This window comes from Sandaracinobacteroides hominis (genome assembly GCF_016464365.1).
Classification (GTDB): Bacteria; Pseudomonadota; Alphaproteobacteria; order Sphingomonadales; family Sphingomonadaceae; genus Sandaracinobacteroides; species Sandaracinobacteroides hominis.
In genome coordinates, this window is record NZ_JADCUC010000005.1 from 62,198 (window position 1) to 82,578 (window position 20,381).

The 20,381-nt window shown below is 65.6% G+C and carries 17 protein-coding genes and 1 pseudogene; 9 read left to right on the plus strand and 9 right to left on the minus strand.

Annotated features, from left to right (window positions below; translation table 11 throughout):
* Positions 1 to 67: 67 nt before the first annotated feature.
* The 5 genes and pseudogenes from IM784_RS11550 to IM784_RS17250 all read right to left on the minus strand — a co-directional run bounded on the left by IM784_RS11550 (position 68) and on the right by IM784_RS17250 (position 6,127).
* Complete coding sequence (locus IM784_RS11550) at positions 68 to 367, minus strand: hypothetical protein (RefSeq protein ID WP_199555496.1); 300 nt, start codon at positions 365 to 367, stop codon at positions 68 to 70.
* 445 nt (positions 368 to 812) lie between these two features.
* Entirely contained in the window at positions 813 to 1,337 is a 525-nt protein-coding gene (locus tag IM784_RS11555; RefSeq protein WP_199555497.1) for a type III secretion system chaperone family protein, read from the minus strand.
* A gap of 147 nt (positions 1,338 to 1,484) precedes the next feature.
* Positions 1,485 to 1,763: an accessory factor UbiK family protein gene (locus IM784_RS11560; protein ID WP_199555498.1), complete on the minus strand. Its 279-nt coding sequence runs from the start codon at positions 1,761 to 1,763 to the stop codon at positions 1,485 to 1,487.
* Between the two features lie 159 nt (positions 1,764 to 1,922).
* Positions 1,923 to 5,045, minus strand: a complete 3,123-nt coding sequence (locus IM784_RS11565; RefSeq protein WP_199555499.1) for an efflux RND transporter permease subunit — start codon at positions 5,043 to 5,045, stop codon at positions 1,923 to 1,925.
* Positions 5,042 to 6,127 (minus strand): annotated as a pseudogene (locus tag IM784_RS17250) (efflux RND transporter periplasmic adaptor subunit). The gene IM784_RS11565 and the pseudogene IM784_RS17250 overlap by 4 nt, the downstream one beginning before the upstream one ends.
* A gap of 346 nt (positions 6,128 to 6,473) precedes the next feature.
* Between IM784_RS17250 and clpS the strand changes: the two are divergent.
* The 5 genes from clpS to pheT all read left to right on the plus strand — a co-directional run bounded on the left by clpS (position 6,474) and on the right by pheT (position 11,221).
* Positions 6,474 to 6,821: an ATP-dependent Clp protease adapter ClpS gene (gene clpS, locus IM784_RS11580; RefSeq protein ID WP_199555502.1), complete on the plus strand. Its 348-nt coding sequence runs from the start codon at positions 6,474 to 6,476 to the stop codon at positions 6,819 to 6,821.
* A 252-nt stretch (positions 6,822 to 7,073) separates the two neighbouring features.
* On the plus strand, positions 7,074 to 7,277 hold the full coding sequence (rpmI, locus tag IM784_RS11585) for a 50S ribosomal protein L35 (RefSeq protein WP_199555503.1): 204 nt from the start codon (positions 7,074 to 7,076) through the stop codon (positions 7,275 to 7,277).
* 13 nt (positions 7,278 to 7,290) lie between these two features.
* Positions 7,291 to 7,647 (plus strand): 50S ribosomal protein L20, encoded by a 357-nt coding sequence (gene rplT / locus IM784_RS11590; protein WP_199555504.1) that lies wholly within the window; start codon positions 7,291 to 7,293, stop codon positions 7,645 to 7,647.
* A gap of 137 nt (positions 7,648 to 7,784) precedes the next feature.
* Complete coding sequence (gene pheS / locus IM784_RS11595) at positions 7,785 to 8,864, plus strand: phenylalanine--tRNA ligase subunit alpha (RefSeq protein ID WP_199555505.1); 1,080 nt, start codon at positions 7,785 to 7,787, stop codon at positions 8,862 to 8,864.
* Positions 8,861 to 11,221: a phenylalanine--tRNA ligase subunit beta gene (gene pheT / locus IM784_RS11600; RefSeq protein WP_199555506.1), complete on the plus strand. Its 2,361-nt coding sequence runs from the start codon at positions 8,861 to 8,863 to the stop codon at positions 11,219 to 11,221. The genes pheS and pheT overlap by 4 nt, the downstream gene beginning before the upstream one ends.
* Before the next feature lie 50 nt (positions 11,222 to 11,271).
* Here pheT and IM784_RS11605 read toward each other — a convergent pair whose 3' ends face one another.
* Positions 11,272 to 11,916: an OmpA family protein gene (locus IM784_RS11605; protein WP_235977111.1), complete on the minus strand. Its 645-nt coding sequence runs from the start codon at positions 11,914 to 11,916 to the stop codon at positions 11,272 to 11,274.
* Positions 11,917 to 12,097: 181 nt separating this feature from the next.
* On the opposite strand from IM784_RS11605, the gene IM784_RS11610 reads away from it, so the two are divergent.
* Together IM784_RS11610 and IM784_RS11615 are read left to right on the plus strand one after the other, a co-directional pair.
* A complete protein-coding gene (locus tag IM784_RS11610) occupies positions 12,098 to 13,396 on the plus strand; it encodes a hemolysin family protein (RefSeq protein ID WP_199555508.1) in 1,299 nt (432 codons plus the stop codon).
* The gene (locus IM784_RS11615; protein ID WP_199555509.1) at positions 13,393 to 13,806 is read left to right on the plus strand and encodes a hypothetical protein; all 414 of its coding nucleotides are present in this window, start codon (positions 13,393 to 13,395) and stop codon (positions 13,804 to 13,806) included. Before IM784_RS11610 ends, IM784_RS11615 begins: the two co-directional genes overlap by 4 nt.
* A gap of 4 nt (positions 13,807 to 13,810) precedes the next feature.
* Here IM784_RS11615 and IM784_RS11620 read toward each other — a convergent pair whose 3' ends face one another.
* Entirely contained in the window at positions 13,811 to 14,899 is a 1,089-nt protein-coding gene (locus tag IM784_RS11620) for a phosphotransferase family protein (RefSeq protein ID WP_199555510.1), read from the minus strand.
* A 69-nt stretch (positions 14,900 to 14,968) separates the two neighbouring features.
* The gene (purD, locus tag IM784_RS11625) at positions 14,969 to 16,252 is read right to left on the minus strand and encodes a phosphoribosylamine--glycine ligase (protein WP_199555693.1); all 1,284 of its coding nucleotides are present in this window, start codon (positions 16,250 to 16,252) and stop codon (positions 14,969 to 14,971) included.
* Positions 16,253 to 16,329: 77 nt separating this feature from the next.
* Here purD and xseA point away from each other — a divergent pair, with 77 nt between their 5' ends.
* Both xseA and IM784_RS11635 read left to right on the plus strand, forming a co-directional pair.
* Positions 16,330 to 17,748: an exodeoxyribonuclease VII large subunit gene (xseA, locus tag IM784_RS11630; protein ID WP_199555511.1), complete on the plus strand. Its 1,419-nt coding sequence runs from the start codon at positions 16,330 to 16,332 to the stop codon at positions 17,746 to 17,748.
* A gap of 10 nt (positions 17,749 to 17,758) precedes the next feature.
* Positions 17,759 to 17,977: a DUF2093 domain-containing protein gene (locus IM784_RS11635; protein ID WP_199555512.1), complete on the plus strand. Its 219-nt coding sequence runs from the start codon at positions 17,759 to 17,761 to the stop codon at positions 17,975 to 17,977.
* Between the two features lie 106 nt (positions 17,978 to 18,083).
* Here the strand turns inward: IM784_RS11635 and IM784_RS11640 are convergent, their stop codons facing one another.
* Positions 18,084 to 20,303 (minus strand): TonB-dependent receptor domain-containing protein, encoded by a 2,220-nt coding sequence (locus tag IM784_RS11640; RefSeq protein WP_199555513.1) that lies wholly within the window; start codon positions 20,301 to 20,303, stop codon positions 18,084 to 18,086.
* Positions 20,304 to 20,381: the final 78 nt, after the last annotated feature.

Here is a 20,381-nt window from a genome sequence, read left to right on the forward strand (position 1 = left end):
TGGGTCGCCGCCTCATACCTGACGGGCCGCTGGGAGGGGGGAGGATGCGGCCGGTCGGGCTTGTTCCTTATTGAGCCGAAGCGGTCTCGGTGCCGAGAACGGCTGCCAGTTCGGTGCCCAGCGCCTTGGCGGCCAGGTTGAACTTCTTGGCGGCTTCCGACCGGTTGCGGGCATCGCACAGGGCTTCACCCAGGGCGATGTTGCGCTCGGCCTTCTTGGCAGCATCGGCTTCGGCGTTGGCCGAAAGCGCACGCAGCTTGGCGGGAGCGACCGAGCAGGTTTCGGCGCCGGCGGCAAAGGCCGGAGCGGAGAGAGCCAGGGTCGAAGCCGAGAAAGCGACGGCGACGGAGAGGAGAATGGCGCGCATGGCAAATCCTTTCGCATCAGTTCAGCAGATGGCCCCAACCGCGGGGTCTTCGCTCTGCCGGTGCCTCTCGTCCGCTGTTCCCGGCCTTTCCGGGGGGTCGATCCGAGTGGCACTCAATTCGATGAACGCTGAATTAAAGTTTCGCTCAGTTTCCGTCAACGGGAAAATTGAGCGACGCCCAAATGTTTTGCACAATCTGTGCTGCAGCGCAACATCATTGATCTGAACTGGCGCCAAAATACATGGATTTCAAGTTGCATGACGTGTCCTATCTATACTGCCATGCAGCAAAGATGGGGGCTGAAATGCGCTGGACGCATGGCTTGCGCGGCCGAAATCGCGCGTTGCAGATCGGAAATATGAGTGAGACTCGGAAAGTTCGAGCGCGACTCGAAACTGCTGCAGGACTCCGACGGGCAATCGAACGGGACTGGGAAGCCCGACTTCAGGCTTCGCCTTCGGTCTCCACCATGGCGGCAGCGAGGGCGTCGCGTGGCGATTTTCCGCCCCAGAGAACGAACTGGAACACCGGGTAATAGCGCTCGCATTCGTCGATGGCGGCATCCACCAGCGCATGTGCCTGCGGCATGCTGAGCGCGGCATCTTCCGGGCCGTCCAGCAGGACAGCGTGACGGAACAAGAGGGCGCCATCGGCCGACCATTTCTCGAAATGGCCAATCCACAGCTGTTCGTTCACCAGCGCCAGCGTCTCGAACAGGTTGGCGCGCGTCTCCGCCTCGCCGTTCACCGCCGAGGCGTTGATCCCGGTCAGCGCGATGAACTGCAGCACCCGGTCTTCCTCGCGCCACAGCGCGCGAAGCTCATAGTCCGACCAGCTGCCCTTTACGGTGGTGACGATTTCCTCGTCGCCGTCGCGTTCGAAGGCCCAGTTATGGCTGGAGAAATAATGTTCCAGCATGTCGATGGGGGCCGATGCGTCGGCTCCGATGTCGAACTGAAGGCTGGTCATCGCATGTTCCTCAAATTCTTGTGACCCTTTGTGGTTTCCCAAATGCTGGGTCAGCGGCAATTCCAGGCCACAAGATATTGCGTGGCCTGCAAGCGCTTGGCAAGCCGCTTCAGCAGCGGTGCCGAATTGGCTGTGGATATGTGCCGCTCAGTTGATGTCGATCTTGCGGGTCTTCGGCTTCGCGGCCTTCGGGGCTGCAGCCACCCCCATCTGCGCTTTCAGCGCTTCCAGCTCGGCCTTGGTCTCGGAGGCCATCTGCTTCACCGCCTCGAACTCGTCGCGCGAAACGAAGTCCATGCCGCCCATGGCTTCGCGGAACTTGTCCTTCATCTTCGCTTCGGCTTCCCGCCCCGCTCCGGCCATGGTGCCGGCGATCGAAGACATCATGCGTGCAAAATCCTCGAACAGTTGATTCTGGTTCTGCATCGAATGGAGCCTTCCGCTTGGACAAATGAGGGGTATGGTTGCAAATCCCCAAAAGGATTGGTGCCGCCACCGCGGCCGTTAGCGCAATTTTGCGCCGTTGCGAACCCTGCCGCGCCAGAACCCAGATAGGATGCCGCGGTCGAAATGGAAGGGCCGCCGCTATTCGGCGGGTTCCGCCATTCCCTCGACTTCCTTCAGCTCCCTGGCAAGTTCGCGCGAGATGGTTTCCGGCGACTTGGTGCGGCGGGCGAAGGCAGCATAGAAAACCGGGATCACGAACAGGGTGAGCAGCGTCGCCAGGCTGACGCCCCAGACGATGACGATGCCGATGGCCCGGCGCGAGCCGGCGCCGGCGCCGCTGGCAATCATCAGAGGCACGGCGCCGGCGACTGTAGCCACCGACGTCATCAGCACCGGGCGCAGACGGCGTTGCGCGGCCTCGAGGATGGCGTTTCGGAACTCCACGCCTTCGTCGCGCAGCTGGTTGGCGAATTCGACGATCAGGATGCCGTTCTTTGCCGCCAGACCCACCAGCATCACGATCCCCACCTGCGAGTAGAGATTGATGGTGCCGCCCATCGCCCAGAGCCCGAAGAGTCCGCCGCCCACCGCCAGCGGCACGGTGAGGATGATGACGGCCGGGTGCACGAAGCTTTCGAACTGGGCGGCGAGGATCAGGAAGATCAGCACCACGGTGAGGCCGAGAACGACCCAGAGCGAGGAGCCGGTTTGCCGCAGCTGGCGGCTTTCGCCCTTGTGGCCGATGGAGGTCACCTGCGGCTGTTCCAGCGCGATCGGCTCCAGATAGTCGAGCGCCTGCCCCAGCGTCGTGCCGGGCGCGACGCTGCCCTGGAGGGTGATGGCGCGCTGCTTGTTGAAGCGGCCCAGCTCTCCGGCTTGCGCATTCTCGCGCAGCTTCACCAGGTTGGAGAGCGGGATCATGTCGTTCGTGGTGCTGGAGCGTACATAGATGTTGGCGAGGTTGTCGGGGGTGGCGCGATCGGCGTCCTCGGCCTGCAGCACCACATAATATTCCTCGCCGCGATCGATGAAGGTGGTCGCCCGGCGGCTGCCCATCATCGTTTCCAGCGTGCTGCCGATATCTGCCACGCTGACGCCGAGGTCGCCGGCGCGGGTGGTGTCGATGTCGACGATCAGCTGCGGGACGGTTTCCTTATAGTCGCTGTCGAGGTTTATGATGCCGGGGTTGGCTTCTGCCGCCTTGAAGATGGCGTCGCGCGCCTTGGCCAGTTCCTCGAAGCTGTTGCCGGCGATCACCAGCTGGATGGGCTGGCCGCGGCCCCGGCTGAGGCTGTTGCCGGTGGAGGTGTTGCCGCGCACCCGCGGGTCCTGCCCGATCTGCTTCTGCACCTGCTCCATCACGTCGCGGGTGGTTTCGGTGCGGTCTTCCCAGGGCACCAGGAACACGGTCATGCCGCCGCTGGAAAAGCTTTCCGTCGAGCCGAAATTCCCCGGCGCGCGGACCAGCAGCCTTCGCACGGGCTGGTCGTCGCCCACCATCGGCAGCAGCTTGGCCTGCAGCTCTTCCATGTAGACCACCATGCGGTCGAAGCCGGTGCCTTCGGCCGCCTGGATGGTGACCTGGAAGTTGCCGGTATCTTCCTCGGGTGCGAGTTCGGAGGCGAGGGTCGAGCCGAGGAATACGCAGCCCGCCACGAAGGCGACGGAAACGCCCGCCACCAACCAGGTCCGGTCGAGCACGCGTTCCAGCGCACGCGAATAGGCGCCTTGCACCCGATCGAACTGGCGATCGAACCATTGGGTGAAGCGGTTATGGCCGGTTTCGCGCTTCAGCAGCTTGGAGCAGAGCATGGGCGTGAGCGAGAGCGCCACGAAGCCGGAGAAGGCGATGGCGCCGATCATGGCGCCCGCCAGCTCGCGGAAGAGAAGGCCGGTGTTGCCGGCGATGAAATAGAGCGGCACGAACACGGCGCAGACGACGATTGTGGTGGCCATGACGGCAAAACCCACCTGCCGCGCCCCGTTGTAGGCGGCAGCCAGCGGCGGCTCGCCCTTCTCGATCCGGTAATAGATGTTCTCGAGGACGACGATGGCGTCGTCGACGACGATGCCGATGGCGAGCACGAACGCCAGCAGGGTCAGCAGGTTCAGCGAATAGCCGAGCACATAGAGGACGGCGAAGGTGGCGATCAGGCAGATCGGTACGGTGATCGCCGGGATCAGGGTCGCCCGCAGCGAGCCGAGGAAGATGAAGATGACGGCAATGACGAGGATCGCCGCCTCGATCAGCGTGTGCCACACATTGCCGATGGCGCGCTCGATGAAGAGCGAGCTGTCGAAGCTGACGGCGAGCTGCATGCCTTCGGGGAGCGTTTTCTGCACCTCGGCCAGTTGCGCCTTGACGTCGTTGGCGACCTGCAGCGTGTTGGCGCCCGACTGGCGGACGATGCCGAGGCCGATCGCCTGCTCGCCGTTCGAGCGGAAGAAGTTGTAGCGGTTTTCCGGCTCCAGGCTGACGCGGGCGACATCGCCCAGCCGGATCAGATAGCCGTCGGCACCTCGCCCCACGATCAGCCGCTCGAACTGCTCCTGCGTGGAGAACTGCCGGGTGACGCGGACGGTGAGGTTGGTGTTGGGGCCTTCGATGCGGCCGGCGGGAAGCTCGACATTCTGCCGCCGGAGGGCATTTTCGACGTCGGTGGTGGTGAGGCCCATGGCGACGAGCTGGGAGCGCGAGAGCCAGACGCGCATGGCCTGCCGCGCCTCGCCGCCGATCTGCACGCGGCTGACGCCGTTCACCGAGGCGAAGCGGTCGACAAGGACGCGGTCCGCATAGTCGGTGAGCTGCATCGGTGTCCAGTTGGGCTGGATCACGTTCATCCAGAGGATCGGCTGGGCGTCGACATCGACCTTGCTGATCTGCGGCGGGTCGGCCTCTTCGGGGAGCTGGTTGACGACGCCCGATACGCGGTCTCGCACGTCGTTGGCGGCATCGTCTATGTCTCGGGTGGCGGAAAATTCGATGGTGATGTCGGAGCGGCCGTCGCGCGAGCGGGAGGAGATGTTGTCGATGCCCTCGATGCCCGAAATGCGGTCCTCGATGATCTGGGTGATGCGGTTTTCGATCACCTGCGCGTTTGCGCCTCGATAGACGGTGTCGACCGAAACGATGGGCGGCTCGATGGCGGGGAGGTCGCGGACGGGGAGACGGGTGAAGGAGACCGCACCGACCAGGAGGAGCAGCAGCGACAGGACCGCCGCAAAGACGGGGCGGCGGACGGAGATGTCGGACAGGATCATGCCGCTGGCGCCTCAGCAGGCGTTGCCGCCGGCGTCCGGGATGCTGTGCGCTCGACGGGTTTGACCGGGCCGGGCCCGCGCAGTTTCACTGTGCCTTCGGCGACGATACGGTCGCCTTCGGCAAGGCCGGAAAGTATTTCCACCCGGCCGTCGCGACGGGCGCCGGCCTTGACCGGCACGCGGGTGGCGGAATTTTCTGCGTCCAGCTTCCAGACGAAGGCGCCGGAGCCTTCGCCGATGACCGCCAGTTCCGGCACGGTGAGTGCCTGACGGGGGGCGGCATTGACGTTCACCGTCATCAGCATGCCGGGGCGCAGGCGCAGATCCGGGTTGGGGAGGATGGCGCGCGCGGTGATGGAGCGGGTGACCGGGTCGACCACCGGATCGATGGTGGCGATCCTGCCGCGGAAGGATTCGCCGGGGAAGGCTGCGGCGCTGGCGGAAATCTCGCTGCCGACGCGCATCGAGGAGAGGAAGGTCTACGGAACGGTGAAATCGAGCTTGATCTTCGAATGATCGACGATGGTGACGATGGTGGTGCCGGAGTTCACGACCGTGCCCGGCGAAATGCGGCGCAGCGACAGCCAGCCCGCGAACGGGGCGCGGATCACCCGATCCGCGATCTGCGAGCTGGACTGCTGGGTTTCGGCGCGGGCGATGTCGACCAGCGCCTGCTGCTCATCGATGCGGGCGCGGGTGGCAAAGCCGCGTTCCTGGAGCTGCTTCAGGCGGGCGAGCTGCAGCTGCGCCTCGCGCAGGCGGGCCTCGCCTTCCCTCAGCGTGGCGCCCTGTTCCGAACGGACCAGTTCGGCGATCACGGCGCCGCGCGGAACATGCTGGCCGTCGGCGAAGTTGATGCGCTCGATGCGCTCGGTCACGGTGGAATTGAGATCGGCCTGCTCGTTGGCGCGGGCGGTGCCGACGGCTTCGATGGAGTCGACGAGTTGCGTGCTTTCCACGCCACTGACGACGACGCTGGGCGGAGGGCCTCCGGCGCCGCCCTTTTCCGAGCCCTTTGCGCTGCTGCTGCTGCCCTTACCCGCCGAATCGCCCAGCAGCGAACAGGCCGGAAGCGACAGCATGGCAAGAGACAGGGCAAGGACAGTTGCAAGGCGGATCAAGCGCGCGGCTCCCGGGACGTATAGATGGAGGTGTGGATGCTAGCTTCTATCGGAGACGAAGATGGCTGGCTGATGAACATCTTTCAGGCCGAGGGCAATGGGCGGCGAAATATCGCGGGCATGGTGCGGTTCACGGACGCAACGTTCGGTCTACCCCTTTGACCGCATGTTTCGCATATTATATTCACGTTCAGATGGCCGGACTGCCTTTGTGCTCCGGCGGTGTTAGCAACAGGTTGGATGGTGTGCCGGGATGGCAATGGTTCAGGAGCACTTGGGCGTGAGCGGGCCTGCCGGCGCCCGGCCTATGGGTAACGGGCCCGTTGGGGACGACGACGGCGCCGGTGCCGGAGGCAACGGCACGGGCGCCGGTGTCGCTACCAAGAGCAAGACCGAAACGAAGAAGCCGGCGCTCTACAAGGTGCTGATGCTGAACGACGATTATACGCCGATGGAATTCGTGGTGCATGTGCTGCAGCGATTCTTCCGGATGAGCATCGAGGACGCGACACGGGTGATGCTGCATGTGCATCAGCGCGGCGTCGGGATCTGCGGCATCTTCACCTATGAAGTGGCGGAGACCAAGGTAAGCCAGGTGATGGATTTCGCGAAAGAACACCAGCATCCTTTGCAGTGTACGCTTGAGAAGGACTGAACTCCGCGTCTTGGCACTCCGGCGCGAAGCGCCGCAAGGCCGACCGGCCGCCCGGAGCGTAGCGGAGGAAGCCAAGCGGAGCGGATGCGGAGCGTCCGGCGTTTGAGGGGCGGCCTTGCCAAAGGCCGCGAAAACAAATAGAGGCCCGCGCTTCAATCGCGAGATCGTGAACGACCCGCCCGGCGAACCAGGGCTGCCGTGGCTGGTCATGAACTCGCCCCAATCCCCTTGAGTGGGGACGAAAGGACCGAAATGCCCAAGCTGAAGACCAAGAGCGGGGTGAAAAAGCGTTTCACCATGACCGCAACCGGAAAGCTGAAGCACGGCGTGGCCGGCAAGCGCCACCGCCTGATCAGCCATAACGGCAAATATATTCGCCAGAACCGCGGAACCAGCGTCCTCTCCGAAGCCGATACGGCGCGGGTTGTGGCGTGGGCCCCCTACGGCCTGAAGTAAGGAGCGCGGATACATGGCACGTGTTAAGAGGGGCGTAACCGCCCGTGCGCGTCACAAGCGCGTTCTGGAACAGGCGAAGGGCTATTATGGCCGTCGCAAGAACACCATCCGCGTTGCGCGGCAGGCCGTCGAGAAGGCCGGCCAATACGCCTATCGCGACCGCAAGGTTAAGAAGAGGTCGTTCCGGGCTCTCTGGATCCAGCGCATCAACGCCGGCGTCCGGGAAATGGGCTATACCTATAGCGTGTTCATGCACGCCGCGACGGAAACGGGCCTGCAGCTCGACCGCAAAGTGCTGGCCGATCTCGCGATGAACGAGCCGGCAGCGTTTAAGGCGATCGTCGAGCAGGTGATGGCCGGCCGAGCCTAAGAAGACGGGGGCCCAAGCCCTCGCTTTCGTGCGTGACCGATCAGGGGCGCGGAGGGCGATGCCTTCCGCGCCCCTTTCGTTTTGGGCCGCGCCCGGCTAACGCCCGGCCCGACAAGCTTTCCCTGGGGATGTGACCGATGAATACCGACGCCTTGCGGGGCGAATATCTGGCGGCCCTCGATGCGGCCTCTACCCCCGATGCGGTGGAAGCCGTTCGCGTGGCCGCGCTGGGCAAGGCCGGCGGCATCACCCAGCTGATGAAGAGCCTGGGCGGCATGGCCCCGGACGAGCGGCTGAAAGTGGCTCCCGCCTTTCAGGCGCTGCGCGAGGAAGTCTCGTCTGCCATCGAAGCGAAAAAGGCGAGTCTTGGCCGTGCCGTGCTGGAAGCGCGGCTGGCCTCCGAGCGGCTGGACTTGTCGCTGCCGGTCTCGCCTTCGGCCCCCGGCAGCATCCATCCGATTTCGCAGGTGATGGACGAGCTTTCGGAGATTTTCGCCGATCTCGGCTTCGCTGTTGCCGAGGGGCCGGAGATCGAGACGGACTGGTATAATTTCACTGCGCTGAACATCCCGCCCGAGCATCCGGCGCGGGCGATGCACGATACCTTCTATGCGCGTCCGGAAGGCGGTGACGAAGCCTCGCGCATGGTGCTGCGCACCCATACGTCGCCGGTGCAGATCCGCACGATGATGAGCGAGAAGCCTCCCATCCGCATCATTGCGCCGGGGCGCGTCTATCGCTCGGATTCGGATGCCACGCACACGCCGATGTTCCACCAGGTGGAGGGTCTCGTGATCGATCGCGGCATCACGCTGGGGCATCTGAAGTGGACGCTGGAGACCTTCGTGAAGGCCTTCTTCGAGGTGGACGATGTGACGCTGCGGCTGCGCCCCAGCTTCTTCCCCTTCACCGAGCCGGGTGTCGAGGTGGACGTCGGCTGCTCGTGGGAGAATGGCACGCTGAAGATCGGCGGCAATAGCTCCTGGATGGAAATCCTGGGCGCCGGGATGGTGCACCGGAAGGTGCTGGAGAATTGCGGCCTCGATCCCGCCGAATGGCAGGGATTTGCCTTTGGCTGCGGCATCGACCGGCTGGCGATGCTGAAATATGGGATGACCGACTTGCGCGCCTTCTTTGACGCCGACCTGCGCTGGACCCGCCATTTCGGATTCGGCGCGCTGGACGTGCCGACGCTCTCGGCAGGAGTGGGCGCATGAAGTTCCCGCTGAGCTGGCTGAAGCGCTATCTGGAGACGACTGCGACTGCAGACGAGGTGGCGGAAACGCTGACCCGGCTGGGGCTGGAGGTGGAGGGGATCGAGAACCCCGCCGCCGTGCTGGCACCGTTCGTGATTGCGCGTGTGCTGACCGCCGCGCCGCACCCGCAGGCGGACAAGCTGCAGGTCTTGACGGTGGACAAGGGCGACGGCCAGCCGCTGCAGGTGGTTTGCGGCGCGCCGAACGCGCGCGCCGGCCTGCTGGGTGTGTTCGGGCCGGCCGGCGCTTATGTGCCGGGGCTGGACGTTACGCTGAAGGTGGCCGCCATCCGCGGGGTCGAATCCAACGGCATGATGTGCTCGGCGCGCGAACTGCAGCTGGGCGAGGAGCATGACGGCATCCTCGACCTTTCCGCCGACGCGCCGGTGGGCACGCGCTATGCCGATTGGAAGGGTCTGGATGACCCGGTTATCGAAGTCGCGATCACGCCGAACCGGCAGGATTGCATGGGCGTCTATGGGATTGCCCGCGATCTGGCGGCGGCGGGGCTGGGGCGCCTGATCGCGCCGGTCGAATCCGTGCTGACCGAGGCGGGGGCGCCCATCGTCTCCGTCCGCACTGACGATAGGGAGGGCTGCCCGGCATTCTTCGCGCGCTCGGTTTCGGGCGTTTCGAACGGCGCTTCGCCGGAGTGGATGCAGGCCCTGCTGACGAAGGCAGGGCTGCGGCCGATTTCGGCGCTGGTGGACATCACCAACTATTTCTCCATCGGCTTCGGCCGGCCGTTGCACGTCTATGATGTGGCGAAGCTGCAAGGGGGGCTGGTGGCGCGCCGGGCAGTGTACGGCGAGTCGATCGAGGCGCTGAACGGCAAGACCTACACGCTGGACTCCAGCATGACGGTGATCGCCGACGACGCACATGTGCACGATATCGCCGGCATCATGGGCGGCATGGCTTCAGGCGTTTCCGAGAACACCACCGATGTGCTGATCGAGGCGGCCTATTTCGATCCGGCGCGCATCGGGGCCACGGGGCGCGCTCTGGGGCTGACCTCCGACGCGCGAGCGCGGTTCGAGCGGGGGGTCGATCCGGCCTTCGTTGCCGCCGGGCTCGATCTGGCCGCGGCAATGGTGGTGGATCTGTGCGGCGGGCAGGTTTCGCAGATCGCGAAGAGCGGCTCGCCGCCTGTTGCCGACAAGACTGTCGTCTTCGATCCGGCGCTGACGCTGGGGCTTGGCGGCATCGACGTGGTGGCCGACGAGCAACGGCTGATCCTGGAACGGCTGGGCTTTGTCGTGACGGGCGATATTCCCTGGAAGGTCAGCGTGCCGAGCTGGCGGCGCGACGTGGACGGCCCGGCCGATCTGGTCGAGGAAGTCGTGCGGCTGGTCGGCATCGACAAGGTGCGATCGGTGGCGCTGCCGCGGGCAGAGGGGGTTGCGAAGCCGACGGCGACGCCTGCGCAGAAGCTGGAACGCAAGCTGAAGCGGATGATGGCGGCGCGCGGGCTGGACGAAGCAGTGACCTGGAGCTTTGTTGCGGAAGAGGAAGCCGCGCGGTTCGGCGGCCATTACTGGCGGATTGAGAACCCTATCTCGGCCGAGCTGGCGGTCATGCGGACGTCGCTGCTGTCGGGGCTGGTTGCAGCGGCCGAGCGGAACATGGCGCGTGGCAGCCAGTCGGTGCGGCTGTTTCAGCATGGCCGGCGCTATCTGGCGGACGGTGAAAGGCCGACGCTGGCGGTTCTGCTGGCGGGCGATGCGACCCCGCGCGACTGGCGCACCGGCAAGGCGCGCGGGTTCGACGCCTTCGATGTGAAGGCGGAAGTCGTGGCGGCGCTGGCGGCGGCGAATGCCCCTGTCGATCGCGTGCAGACGGTGCAGCCGGCTAGCGCCCACTATCATCCGGGCCGGTCGGCGAAGCTGGTGCTGGGCAAGGCCGTGCTGGCCGAGTTCGGCGAGCTGCACCCCGATGTGCTGGGGGATCTGGACCGGGCGGTTGCGGCGGAGATCTTCCTCGATGCGCTGCCGCCGGTGAAGGCGAAGCGGGCACGGCCGGCGTTCAGTCCGCCGGCATTGCAGCCGGTTCGGCGCGATTTTGCCTTCCTGGTGCCGGTGACGGTGCAGGCGGACGCGCTGCTGCGCGCGGTGAGGGGCGCAGACAAGGTGCTGATAGCCGAGGTGGCGCTGTTCGACCGCTTTGAGGGTGCGGGGGTGCCGGAAGGACAGCTTAGCCTGGCGGTGGCGGTGACTCTGCAGCCACTGGCAAAGACGCTGACCGACGCCGAGATCGAGGCCGTGGGCAAGGCTGTCGTGGCGGCTGCGGCCAAGCTGGGCGCGGTGCTGCGCGGATGATCGGGGCGCGGCGGGCCGGGTGGCCCGCCGCACTCTCCCTTGGCTTGCCCTTAGCGTGGCTGTTGCTGCATCTGCTCTTGCGAGACCGGCACGATGCGGATTTCCACGCGGCGGTTCTGCGCGCGGCCTTCCGGCGTATCGTTGCTGGCGACCGGCTGGGTGAAGCCGAAGCCGCGCGTCTGCATGCGCGCGCGCTGCACGCCGAAGCTTTCGAGGCTTCCGGCGACGGCTTCTGCCCGGCGCTCCGAAAGCGTCTGGTTGGCGGCGGCCGAGCCGACATTGTCGGTGTGGCCGAACACGCCGATGACCGACGAGGGATACTGGTTCAGCACCTTCGCCACTTCCTGCAGCGAGCCGCGCATTTCCGGCTTCACCGTGTAGGAGTTGAAATCGAAGGTGATGGTGTCCGGGAAGGTAAGCTTGATCTCGTCGCCATGACGCTCGACCTGGATGTCGGTGCCTTGCGTCGCCTGGCGCAGCTCGCGTTCCTGCTTGTCCATATAGCTGCCGATACCGCCGCCGGCGATGGAGCCGACGCCCGCGCCGATAAGGGCGCCGGTGTTGCCGCCGATCAGGCCGCCCAGAAGAGCGCCGCCTACGCCGCCGGCAAGGGCGCCCTTGCCGCCGCGCGTCATCGTCTGTTGTCCGGTTACCGGGTCGGTTGTGCACGCGCTGGTGAGAAGCAGCGCGGTCATGGCGCCCGCCATAACGATCCTGGAATTTCTGTGCATCGGTTCAGTCCTCCTTTGTCCGGGCCGGTTGATGCTCGCCCCTGCGCCGCGAGCTTAGACCGGGATTGTCGGCGTTGAAAGCCACAAGCAGCGCCATTTCCAACACTTGAGAAGAGCTGACGTTCCCTGCATAAGGACGGCAATCATGGACTTTCCCTGGATGGACGTCGCGATCATCGTCGCGTTGATTGCGCTCAACGGCTTTTTCGCCGGTGCCGAACTCGCCATCGTTTCCGCTCGGAAGCCTCGGCTTGCGGTGATGGAGCGTGCGCATGTGCGGGGCGCCCGGACGGCCCTGAAGCTGCAGGCCGAGCAGGGCCGGTTCCTTTCCGCCGTGCAGATCGGCATTACGCTGGTGGGGGTTGCCAATGGCGCCTTTTCGGGCGCGAGCTTGGCCGGGCCGGCTTCGGCATGGCTCTTGAGCCTTGGGGTTCCGGCAAACTGGGCGCCGCAGGCGGGCTTTGCGCTGGTGATCGTCGCCGTCACCTATCTCTCGCTGATCATCGGCGAGCTGGTGCCGAAGCAGCTGGCGCTGCGGGCGCCGGAGCGGATCGCCGTGGTGGTGGCGCCGGTTATGGATATCGTGACCCGCGTGACCAGCCCGTTCGTGACGGTGCTGGATGCCTCGACGGCGGTGATCTTCAGGCTGCTGCGGGTGAGCCGCGAAGGCGACAGCACGGTGACAGAAGAAGAGCTGCGTCACGTGGTGCAGGAGGCCGAGGAAGCCGGAGTCATCGAAGGGAAGGAGCGCGAGCTGATCTCTGGCATCATGCGGCTGGCGGACCGGCAGGTGCGCGGCGTGATGACGCCCCGGCCCGAGGTGGACTGGCTGGATATTGGCGCCTCTGCCGAGGATGTGCGGGCGCGGCTGGTTTCCACACCGCATACCCGGCTGCTGGTGGGGGAGGGCTCGATCGACAAGGTCGTGGGCGTGCTGCAGGCGCGCGATGCGCTGGCGGCGTTGCTGGAAGGCCGTGCGCTGGACCTGCCGGGACTGGTGCGGAAGGCGCCCGTGGTGCAGGACGTGGCGGACGCGACGGTGGCGCTTGCGGCGCTTCGCGACGCCGCTGTGCCGATGGCGGTCGTCATCGACGAATATGGCCATTTCGAAGGCGTGGTGACGCCGGCCGACCTGCTGGCAGCCATTGCCGGCGAGTTCCGATCGGATATGGACGACGGCCACGACCCGGCGGTAGTGGAACGCGAGGATGGCTCGCTGCTGGTCTCCGGCGGATTGCCTGCCGACGAGCTGGCCGACCGGCTGGGCTTTCCGCTGGACGAGGAACGCGATTTCCAGACGGTGGCCGGGCTGGTGCTGGCGGAACTGCGGCACATCCCCTCCACAGGCGAGGGATTTGTTGCATGGGGCTTCCGCTTTGAGGTGGTGGACATGGATGGCCGCAAGATCGACAAGCTGATCGTGTCGCGGGTGGAGGACAAATGAAGAACTTGATCTGGGCGGTGCTGGGGGTGCTGGGTCTGGCCTGGTCCGGGCTGGCGTGGCTGTTGCACGGGCTGGCGGGGGCCGGCGGGCCGCTGGTCGTTACCCTGACGCGATGGTTCGACCTGGAGCCTTCCAGCACGCAGTGGCTGGCGGATGGGCTTTCCATGGCCGGCGGACTTGCCCAGTGGCTCGTTGTCGCGGTGTGGTTGCTGGGCGCTGTCGTGCTGCTGCTGATCGGCTGGATGAGCGGACGCGCGATCGATTCTGCCGAGGAGGCGGCGCGGCAAGTGAACCGCGAGCGCGGCTATGGGGCAGGGCCGGTGCTGGAGGGCGAATTCCGCTCGAAGACTGTTACCCGCGCCGACGGCGCAACGCGGACGGCCCGCCCCGAAGGCGACGGGCCGGCCTGACAGGTCAGCGGGCGCCGGCTTTCAGCGCCTGCTCCCACGCCAGCTTCGCCAGCGGCTCTACGGTGGCGGCCGATGCCTTGGCATGGGCGTTGGAGGCCGTGCCCCGGATCACCCGGCCGCGGATGCCGTGGACGATCGCGGCGAGGCGGAACATGTTGTAGGAAACATAGAAATCCATGTTCGCGTTGACGTCGTCCGGGTTGCGTCCGACGGTGTTGCAATAGCGGTCCACATATTCGCGTTCGCTGGGGATGTTCAGCTCGGACAGATTGGCGTCTGCGAGGCCGACAATCCCCGTGGGCGGCATGCGGTACATCATCAGGTGGTAGGAGAAATCCGCGAGCGGGTGCCCCAGCGTCGACAGTTCCCAGTCGAGCACGGCGAGCACCCTTGGCTCGGTGGCGTGGAAGATCATGTTGTCGCAGCGATAGTCCCCGTGCACGATCGCCACTTCGTCGCCGGGGGGGATGTTGTTGGGCAGCCACTCCACCAGCCTGTCCATTTCGGGCACGCGGCCGGCGGCCTCGTCATCCAGATATTGTTGCGACCAGCGGCCGATCTGACGGGCGAAATAATTGCCCGGCTTGCCGAAGTCGCCGAGCCCGATGGCGGCCGGATCGTACATGTGCAGCTGCGCCATGGTGTCGTTCATGGCGTTGAAATAGGCGCGGCGATCCGCGGTCGGGACGTCGGGGAAGGTGCCGTCCCAGATGACGCGACCCTCCACGCAGTCCATGATGTAGAACCAGGTGCCGATGACGCTTTCGTCGGTGCAAAGGCCGAAGGTCTCCGCAGCCGGGAAGCCCTGCGCGTGGAGCGCGGTGATCACCTTGTATTCGCGGTCGACGGCGTGGGCGGATTTCAGCAGCAGGCCGGGCGGTTTGCGGCGCATCACATAGGAGCGCTTCGGCGTGATCAGCTTGTAGGTGGGGTTGGATTGGCCCCCCTTGAACTGGCGCACCTCCAGCGGTCCCGCGAAGTCGCGCACATTCTCGTGCATCCACGCTTCCAGTTTCGCTTCGTCGAACTTGTGGGCGTCGCGCACCTCGCTTGTGCCGGAAAACTGTTCCTGTCGGCTTGCCTCGGCGCTCATTTACTCGTCCTTCCGATACTCAGCTTTCAGCCCGTTCCCGGGATCCAGCTCTCAGCCCGTTCCCGGGGTTCAGCTCTCAGCCCGTTCCCGGGCTATTTCACGCCAGCCGATATCGGCGCGATGGAACCCATCGGCAAAGCTGACCTTTTCGACGGCGGCATTCGCTTTTTCGACAGCTTCGCCCACCGTCGAGCCGGTTGCGGTGACAGCAAGGACCCGTCCACCGCTGGCGACAAGGGCGCCTGCCGCGTTGTGCGCGGTGCCGGCATGGAAGACGATGGCGCCATCCGCCTGCGCCGCATCCAGCCCCGAAATTTCGCCGCCCCTGGCCGGCGTCCCGGGATAGCCGCGGGCTGCCACGACCACCGTCGCTGCCGCGCCCGGCTTCCAGCGCGCTTCCTCGCCCGACAGCTGACCCTTCGCGGCCGCCAGCAGCAGGGCGGCAAGATCGCCGTCGAACAGGCTCATCAGTACCTGGCACTCGGGATCGCCAAAGCGGACGTTGTATTCGATGAGGGAGGGGCCGGAGGCGGTGAGCATCAGGCCGGTGAACAGCACGCCGGTGAAGGGCGTTCCGCGCCGGGCCATCGCCTCCAGCGTCGGCTCGACGATTTCGCGCAGGGTGCGGGCCTGCAGCTCGGGCGTGAAGACGCGGGCCGGGGCATAGGCGCCCATGCCGCCCGTGTTGGGGCCGGTGTCGCCGTCGCCGACGCGCTTGTGATCCTGCGCCGCCAGCAGGGGGAGGGCGGTTGCACCATCGGCGAGCACGAAGAAACTGACTTCCTCGCCTTCGAGGAACGCCTCGATGACGACCTCTGCGCCGGGTTCCGCGAACAGCGCGCGCAGCGCTTCCTCGGCTTCGGCGCGGGTGGTTGCGACAGTCACGCCCTTGCCGGCCGCCAGTCCGTCGGCCTTGACGACGATCGGGACGGGCTGTGTGGCAAGATAGGCGAGCGCCGGTTGCAAGGCGGAGAAGCGGGCGTAGGCGGCGGTCGGGATGTTCGCATCGTCGCACAGCTCTTTGGTGAACCCCTTGGAGGCTTCCAGCCGGGCGGCGGCGGCGGAGGGGCCGAAAACCGGGATTCCGGCCGCGCGCACGGCATCGGCGACGCCTGCGGCCAGCGGCGCTTCGGGGCCGACAACGACCAGACCGATCCCGTTGCCCAGCGCCCAGTCGGCGACGGCCACGCCGTCCAGGATGTCGATGCCGGGCAGCAGCGTGGCAGAGGCAGCGATGCCGGGGTTGCCGGGCGCCACGAACAGCTGGGCGCACAGGGGCGACTGGGCGAGTTTCCACGCCAGCGCATGTTCGCGCCCGCCGGAACCAAGGAGGAGGATGGGGAAGGGATTCATGCCGGCGGCATAGCCTTGCAGGCCTTCCGCCGCCAGCGGGGTTTGAATCCGGCACACGCCAGGGCTATCTGGCGGGCATGGCTTCCACTGCGCCCAACATCCCCGAATATTCGGTTTCCGAACTGGCCGGGAGCGTCCGCCGCACGTTGGAGAATGCCTTTGGGTTGGTGCGGGTGCGGGGCGAGATTTCCGGCTTCAAGGCCTATGCCTCTGGCCACGGCTATTTCGATCTGAAGGATGCCGACGCCAATGTCGCGGCGGTGATGTGGAAGGGCAATCTGGCGCGGCTGAACTTCCGGCCGGAGGATGGGCTGGAGGTTGTGGCGACCGGCAAGCTCTCTTCCTATCCCAAGAGCTCGAAATATCAGCTGGTCGTCGAGCGGATGGAAGTGGCCGGGGTCGGCGCGCTGCTGAAGCAGATCGAGGAACGGCGGCGGCGGCTGGAGGCGGAGGGCCTGTTTGACAGGGCGCGCAAGCCGGCGCGGCCGTTTCTGCCCCGGCACATCGGCGTCGTCACCTCGCCATCCGGGGCGGTGATCCGCGATATCCTGCATCGCCTGTCGGATCGCTTTCCACGCCGGGTCACCTTGTGGCCGGTGCCGGTGCAGGGAGACGGGGCTGCGGCGAAGATCGCGGCCGCCATTGCCGGCTTCAACGCCATGCCCGAAGGGCGTCGGCCCGATCTGCTGATCGTGGCGCGCGGCGGCGGCTCCATCGAGGACCTGATGGCTTTCAACGAGGAAGTGGTAGTGCGTGCGGCGGCGGCGAGTGCCATCCCGCTGATTTCCGCTGTGGGGCATGAAACAGATACGACGTTGATCGACTATGCCTCGGCGCTGCGGGCGCCGACGCCGACCGCTGCTGCCGAGCTGGCGGTGCCGGTGCGGGCGGACCTGCTGGATACGCTGGCGGAATTGTCCCTGCGGGCGCAGCGGGGTGAGCGGCGGGCCCGGGAACTGCGTCGGGAGCGGCTGGCGGCGCTGGCAAGCCGGTTGCCGCGGCCGGCCGCGCTCGCCGGACTGGCGCGACAACGGCTCGACGAAGCGGGGGAGCGGCTGCCGAGGGCGCTTGGCGGGCGTGCACGCCTGCTCAGGGCGCGCTTGTCGGCAAGTGGCGACCGGCTTACGCCGAGACTGCTGACGCATCATGTAGCGCGGGAGCGGGCGCTGCTGGGCTCTCCACGCGCGACGCCCAACCCGGCATTGCTGAAGGCGCGCATAGGCTCTGCCCGCGCTGCCCTTGCCGCGACTTTCCGGCTGGCCGAAAGCCTGTCGCCGCAGGCGGTATTGGCGCGCGGGTTCGTGCTGGTGAAGAATGCCGACGGCAAGCTGGTGCGACGGTCAGCGGACGCAGCCGGTGCGCCAAGGCTTGATCTTGTGTTCGTCGATGGCGAAGTTGCGGTTCAGCCCACTGCTGCAAACACCGGCGCCAGGCCGCCACGCCGGGAAGCCGGCCCTGCTTCCGCGCCGGCTGCATCCCAGGGCACATTGTTGTAAGGGACAAGTCATGCTGAACTTTTCCGCCGGGCGACCGGCCCGCATCCGCTATCTTTCCGGAAGCTACAAGCTGATCGCCGACGGCGACCATGTGATCTGCGCGGTGAGCGGGCAGAAGATCCCACTTCCGGCGCTGCGCTACTGGAGCCACGAGCTGCAGGAGCCCTATGCCTCGGCAGAGGTGGCCGGGAAGCGCTATGCAGAGGCGAAGGCGAAGGGGTTGCTGTAGCGCCTGAGCAGCCCTGTGGGCTGAGTCGCTTTCGATTGGACGGCCCAAAAGGAAAGGGCGGCCCGTTGCCGGGCCGCCCTTCCTTTTTCCGTAGGTTGGCTCAGGTTCAGAACTTGAACTGGGCACCCACGTACATCATCCGGCCATACAGATCGTAGGTGGTGGCCGACGTCTGCGTACCCGGGAAGGTGACGAGGTTGGTGTCACCGAAGACCGGGGGCTTCTTGTCGCCGACATTGTCGATACCGGCATAGAAGCTGAACCTCTGGTTTTCGCCCAGATTATAGCGGAACTGCAGGTCATGGTAGGTGTAGGCGCCCACGCGGATGGAGCCTTCACCCAGTGTATCGACCACCGGACCCATGTAGTTGATCCGCCAGTTCACCATGAACGAGCCAAGGTTAAGGGTCGTGGAGACGTTCACACGGTCCTTGAAGCCCGTGCCCAGACGGCCGCAGCTGTAGCAATCCAGCTGCCCCAGTTCGTCCTGGACGGGGCCGCCCGGATAGCTGGTCTGCTGCTGCTTCAGGCGGTGGTTCCACAGCACCGAGAGATCGACCGAGTTCCGGTCGCCCCAGGGATAGCTGTAGCGGCCGGCGACATCGATACCCTCGACTTCGAACGAACCGGTGTTCAGGTTGATCGCGTTGACGGTCTCCACCTTGCCGTTGGCGAGGCGGATGATGTTGTCGCAGAAGATCGCTTCGCCGCTGCCGGTCATGCATTCGTCCAGCGAGGTTTGCTGGCCGATGATGCCGATCGCGTTCTCGACCTTGATGTTATAATAGTCGACGGACAGCGACAGACGCGGAACGAAGCTTGGCTGGAACACGCCGCCGATCGTCAACGTCTTGGCGGTTTCTTCCTTGAGGTCGGGGTTGCCGCCGAGGAAGCCGTTGATCGTCTGGATGTCCGCCGTGGTGTAGCTGAAACCGCTCGAAGCCATTGCAGCGGCGATTGCCGGGATGGCCATGCAGGCGGCCGACAGCGTCGTCTGCTTGATGGCGCCGGTGTCGCCGCCGCCAAGCTTCTGGTCGCAGGGATCGACCACCGCCGGGAAGGTCTCGGACTGGGCCGAGAACAGCTCGGAGATGTTCGGAGCGCGGGTCGCTTCGGCATAGGCTGCGCGGAAGCGGATGTCGCGGATCGGGGCATATTCGCCGCTGATCTTCCAGCTCCAGACCCCACCCACCGTCGAGTAATCGGCATAGCGGGCGGCAGCGCCGACCGACAGCGATTCAGCGAACGGCACGCCCGACAGGATCGGCGCGTTAACTTCGGCGAAGATTTCCTTCACGTCGAAGCTGCCGCGGGTGTCGGAGAGCATGTTGCCCAGCGTCAGTCCGAGGTTGGTGGCTTCGTCGAAATCTTCCGTCGACTGTTCCTTGCGGTATTCCGCGCCGACGGCCATTGCCAGCGCCCCGCCGGGGAGCTGGAAGAGATCGCCGGAAACGGAGCCCGAGATCACATCCTGCTTCAGATGCGCGTCATAGGTGGAAAGCTGACCCCCGTTGGTGACATAATTTGCAGCCGCGGCACTCGCCGTGCCGGCGCCGAAGATGTTCAACGGAACGCAGTTCGGGTCGTTGTTGTTGGGATCGGCGTCGACGTTGATCGAGCAGACCGGACCGTTGGGTCCGGCAACCGCATTCAGGGCGTTACGATAGTTCGGGCCGAGGATCGTTTCCGATTGGGTGTGATCCTTGGTTTCGCCATGGGTGTAATAGATGTCGTACTTGAAGCCGCCGCCGAACTCGCCGCGGGCACCGCCGACGATCCGCCAGGTGTCGCGCTCGGCGACGTTCGAACGATCGAAGATGTCGTTCGAGCGGCGGCGGAAGGCGACCGAAGTCTTGCCGGCAGCAATGGCCGCATCGCGGATCTGCTGCGGCATGAACGGGTTGGTGATCGGGATGCCTGCGTAGCCCGTCCCGTTTTCGTTGGTGAGGTCGGTGTTGGCAACCGCCTGCGGCTCCAGGCTGGAGCGCGACTCCGTACGCGCATACTGGCCCTCGGCATAGAAGGTCAGGGCATCGCTCACGTCATAGTGGGCGCTGGCGGCACCGAGGTAACGGCGGACAGGGACGCTGAGATAGCGGTCGGCGTTGCGGTTGTAGCCGTCGATATTCGCCGTTTCATAGGCCTTCAGCACATTGCCCGTGCCAAAGGTGAAAGTGTTTGTCGTCGGCTTGAGGGCGCCGTTGCCGGCACCGGCGCCAGCGAAGTTGCCGGCCGGCGAGAACAGCCCCTGCGCGGCGAAGGACGAACGGTTGGGATCGTCCTTGGCCGCTGAACGGCAGATTCTGTTGCTGCAAGGCAACAACATCTAAGCAAGATGTCACGGGGGTGAACCTTGGCTTTACAGCTTGACGGCTTTTTGGTGAATGTTTGAACCAAGCCACAA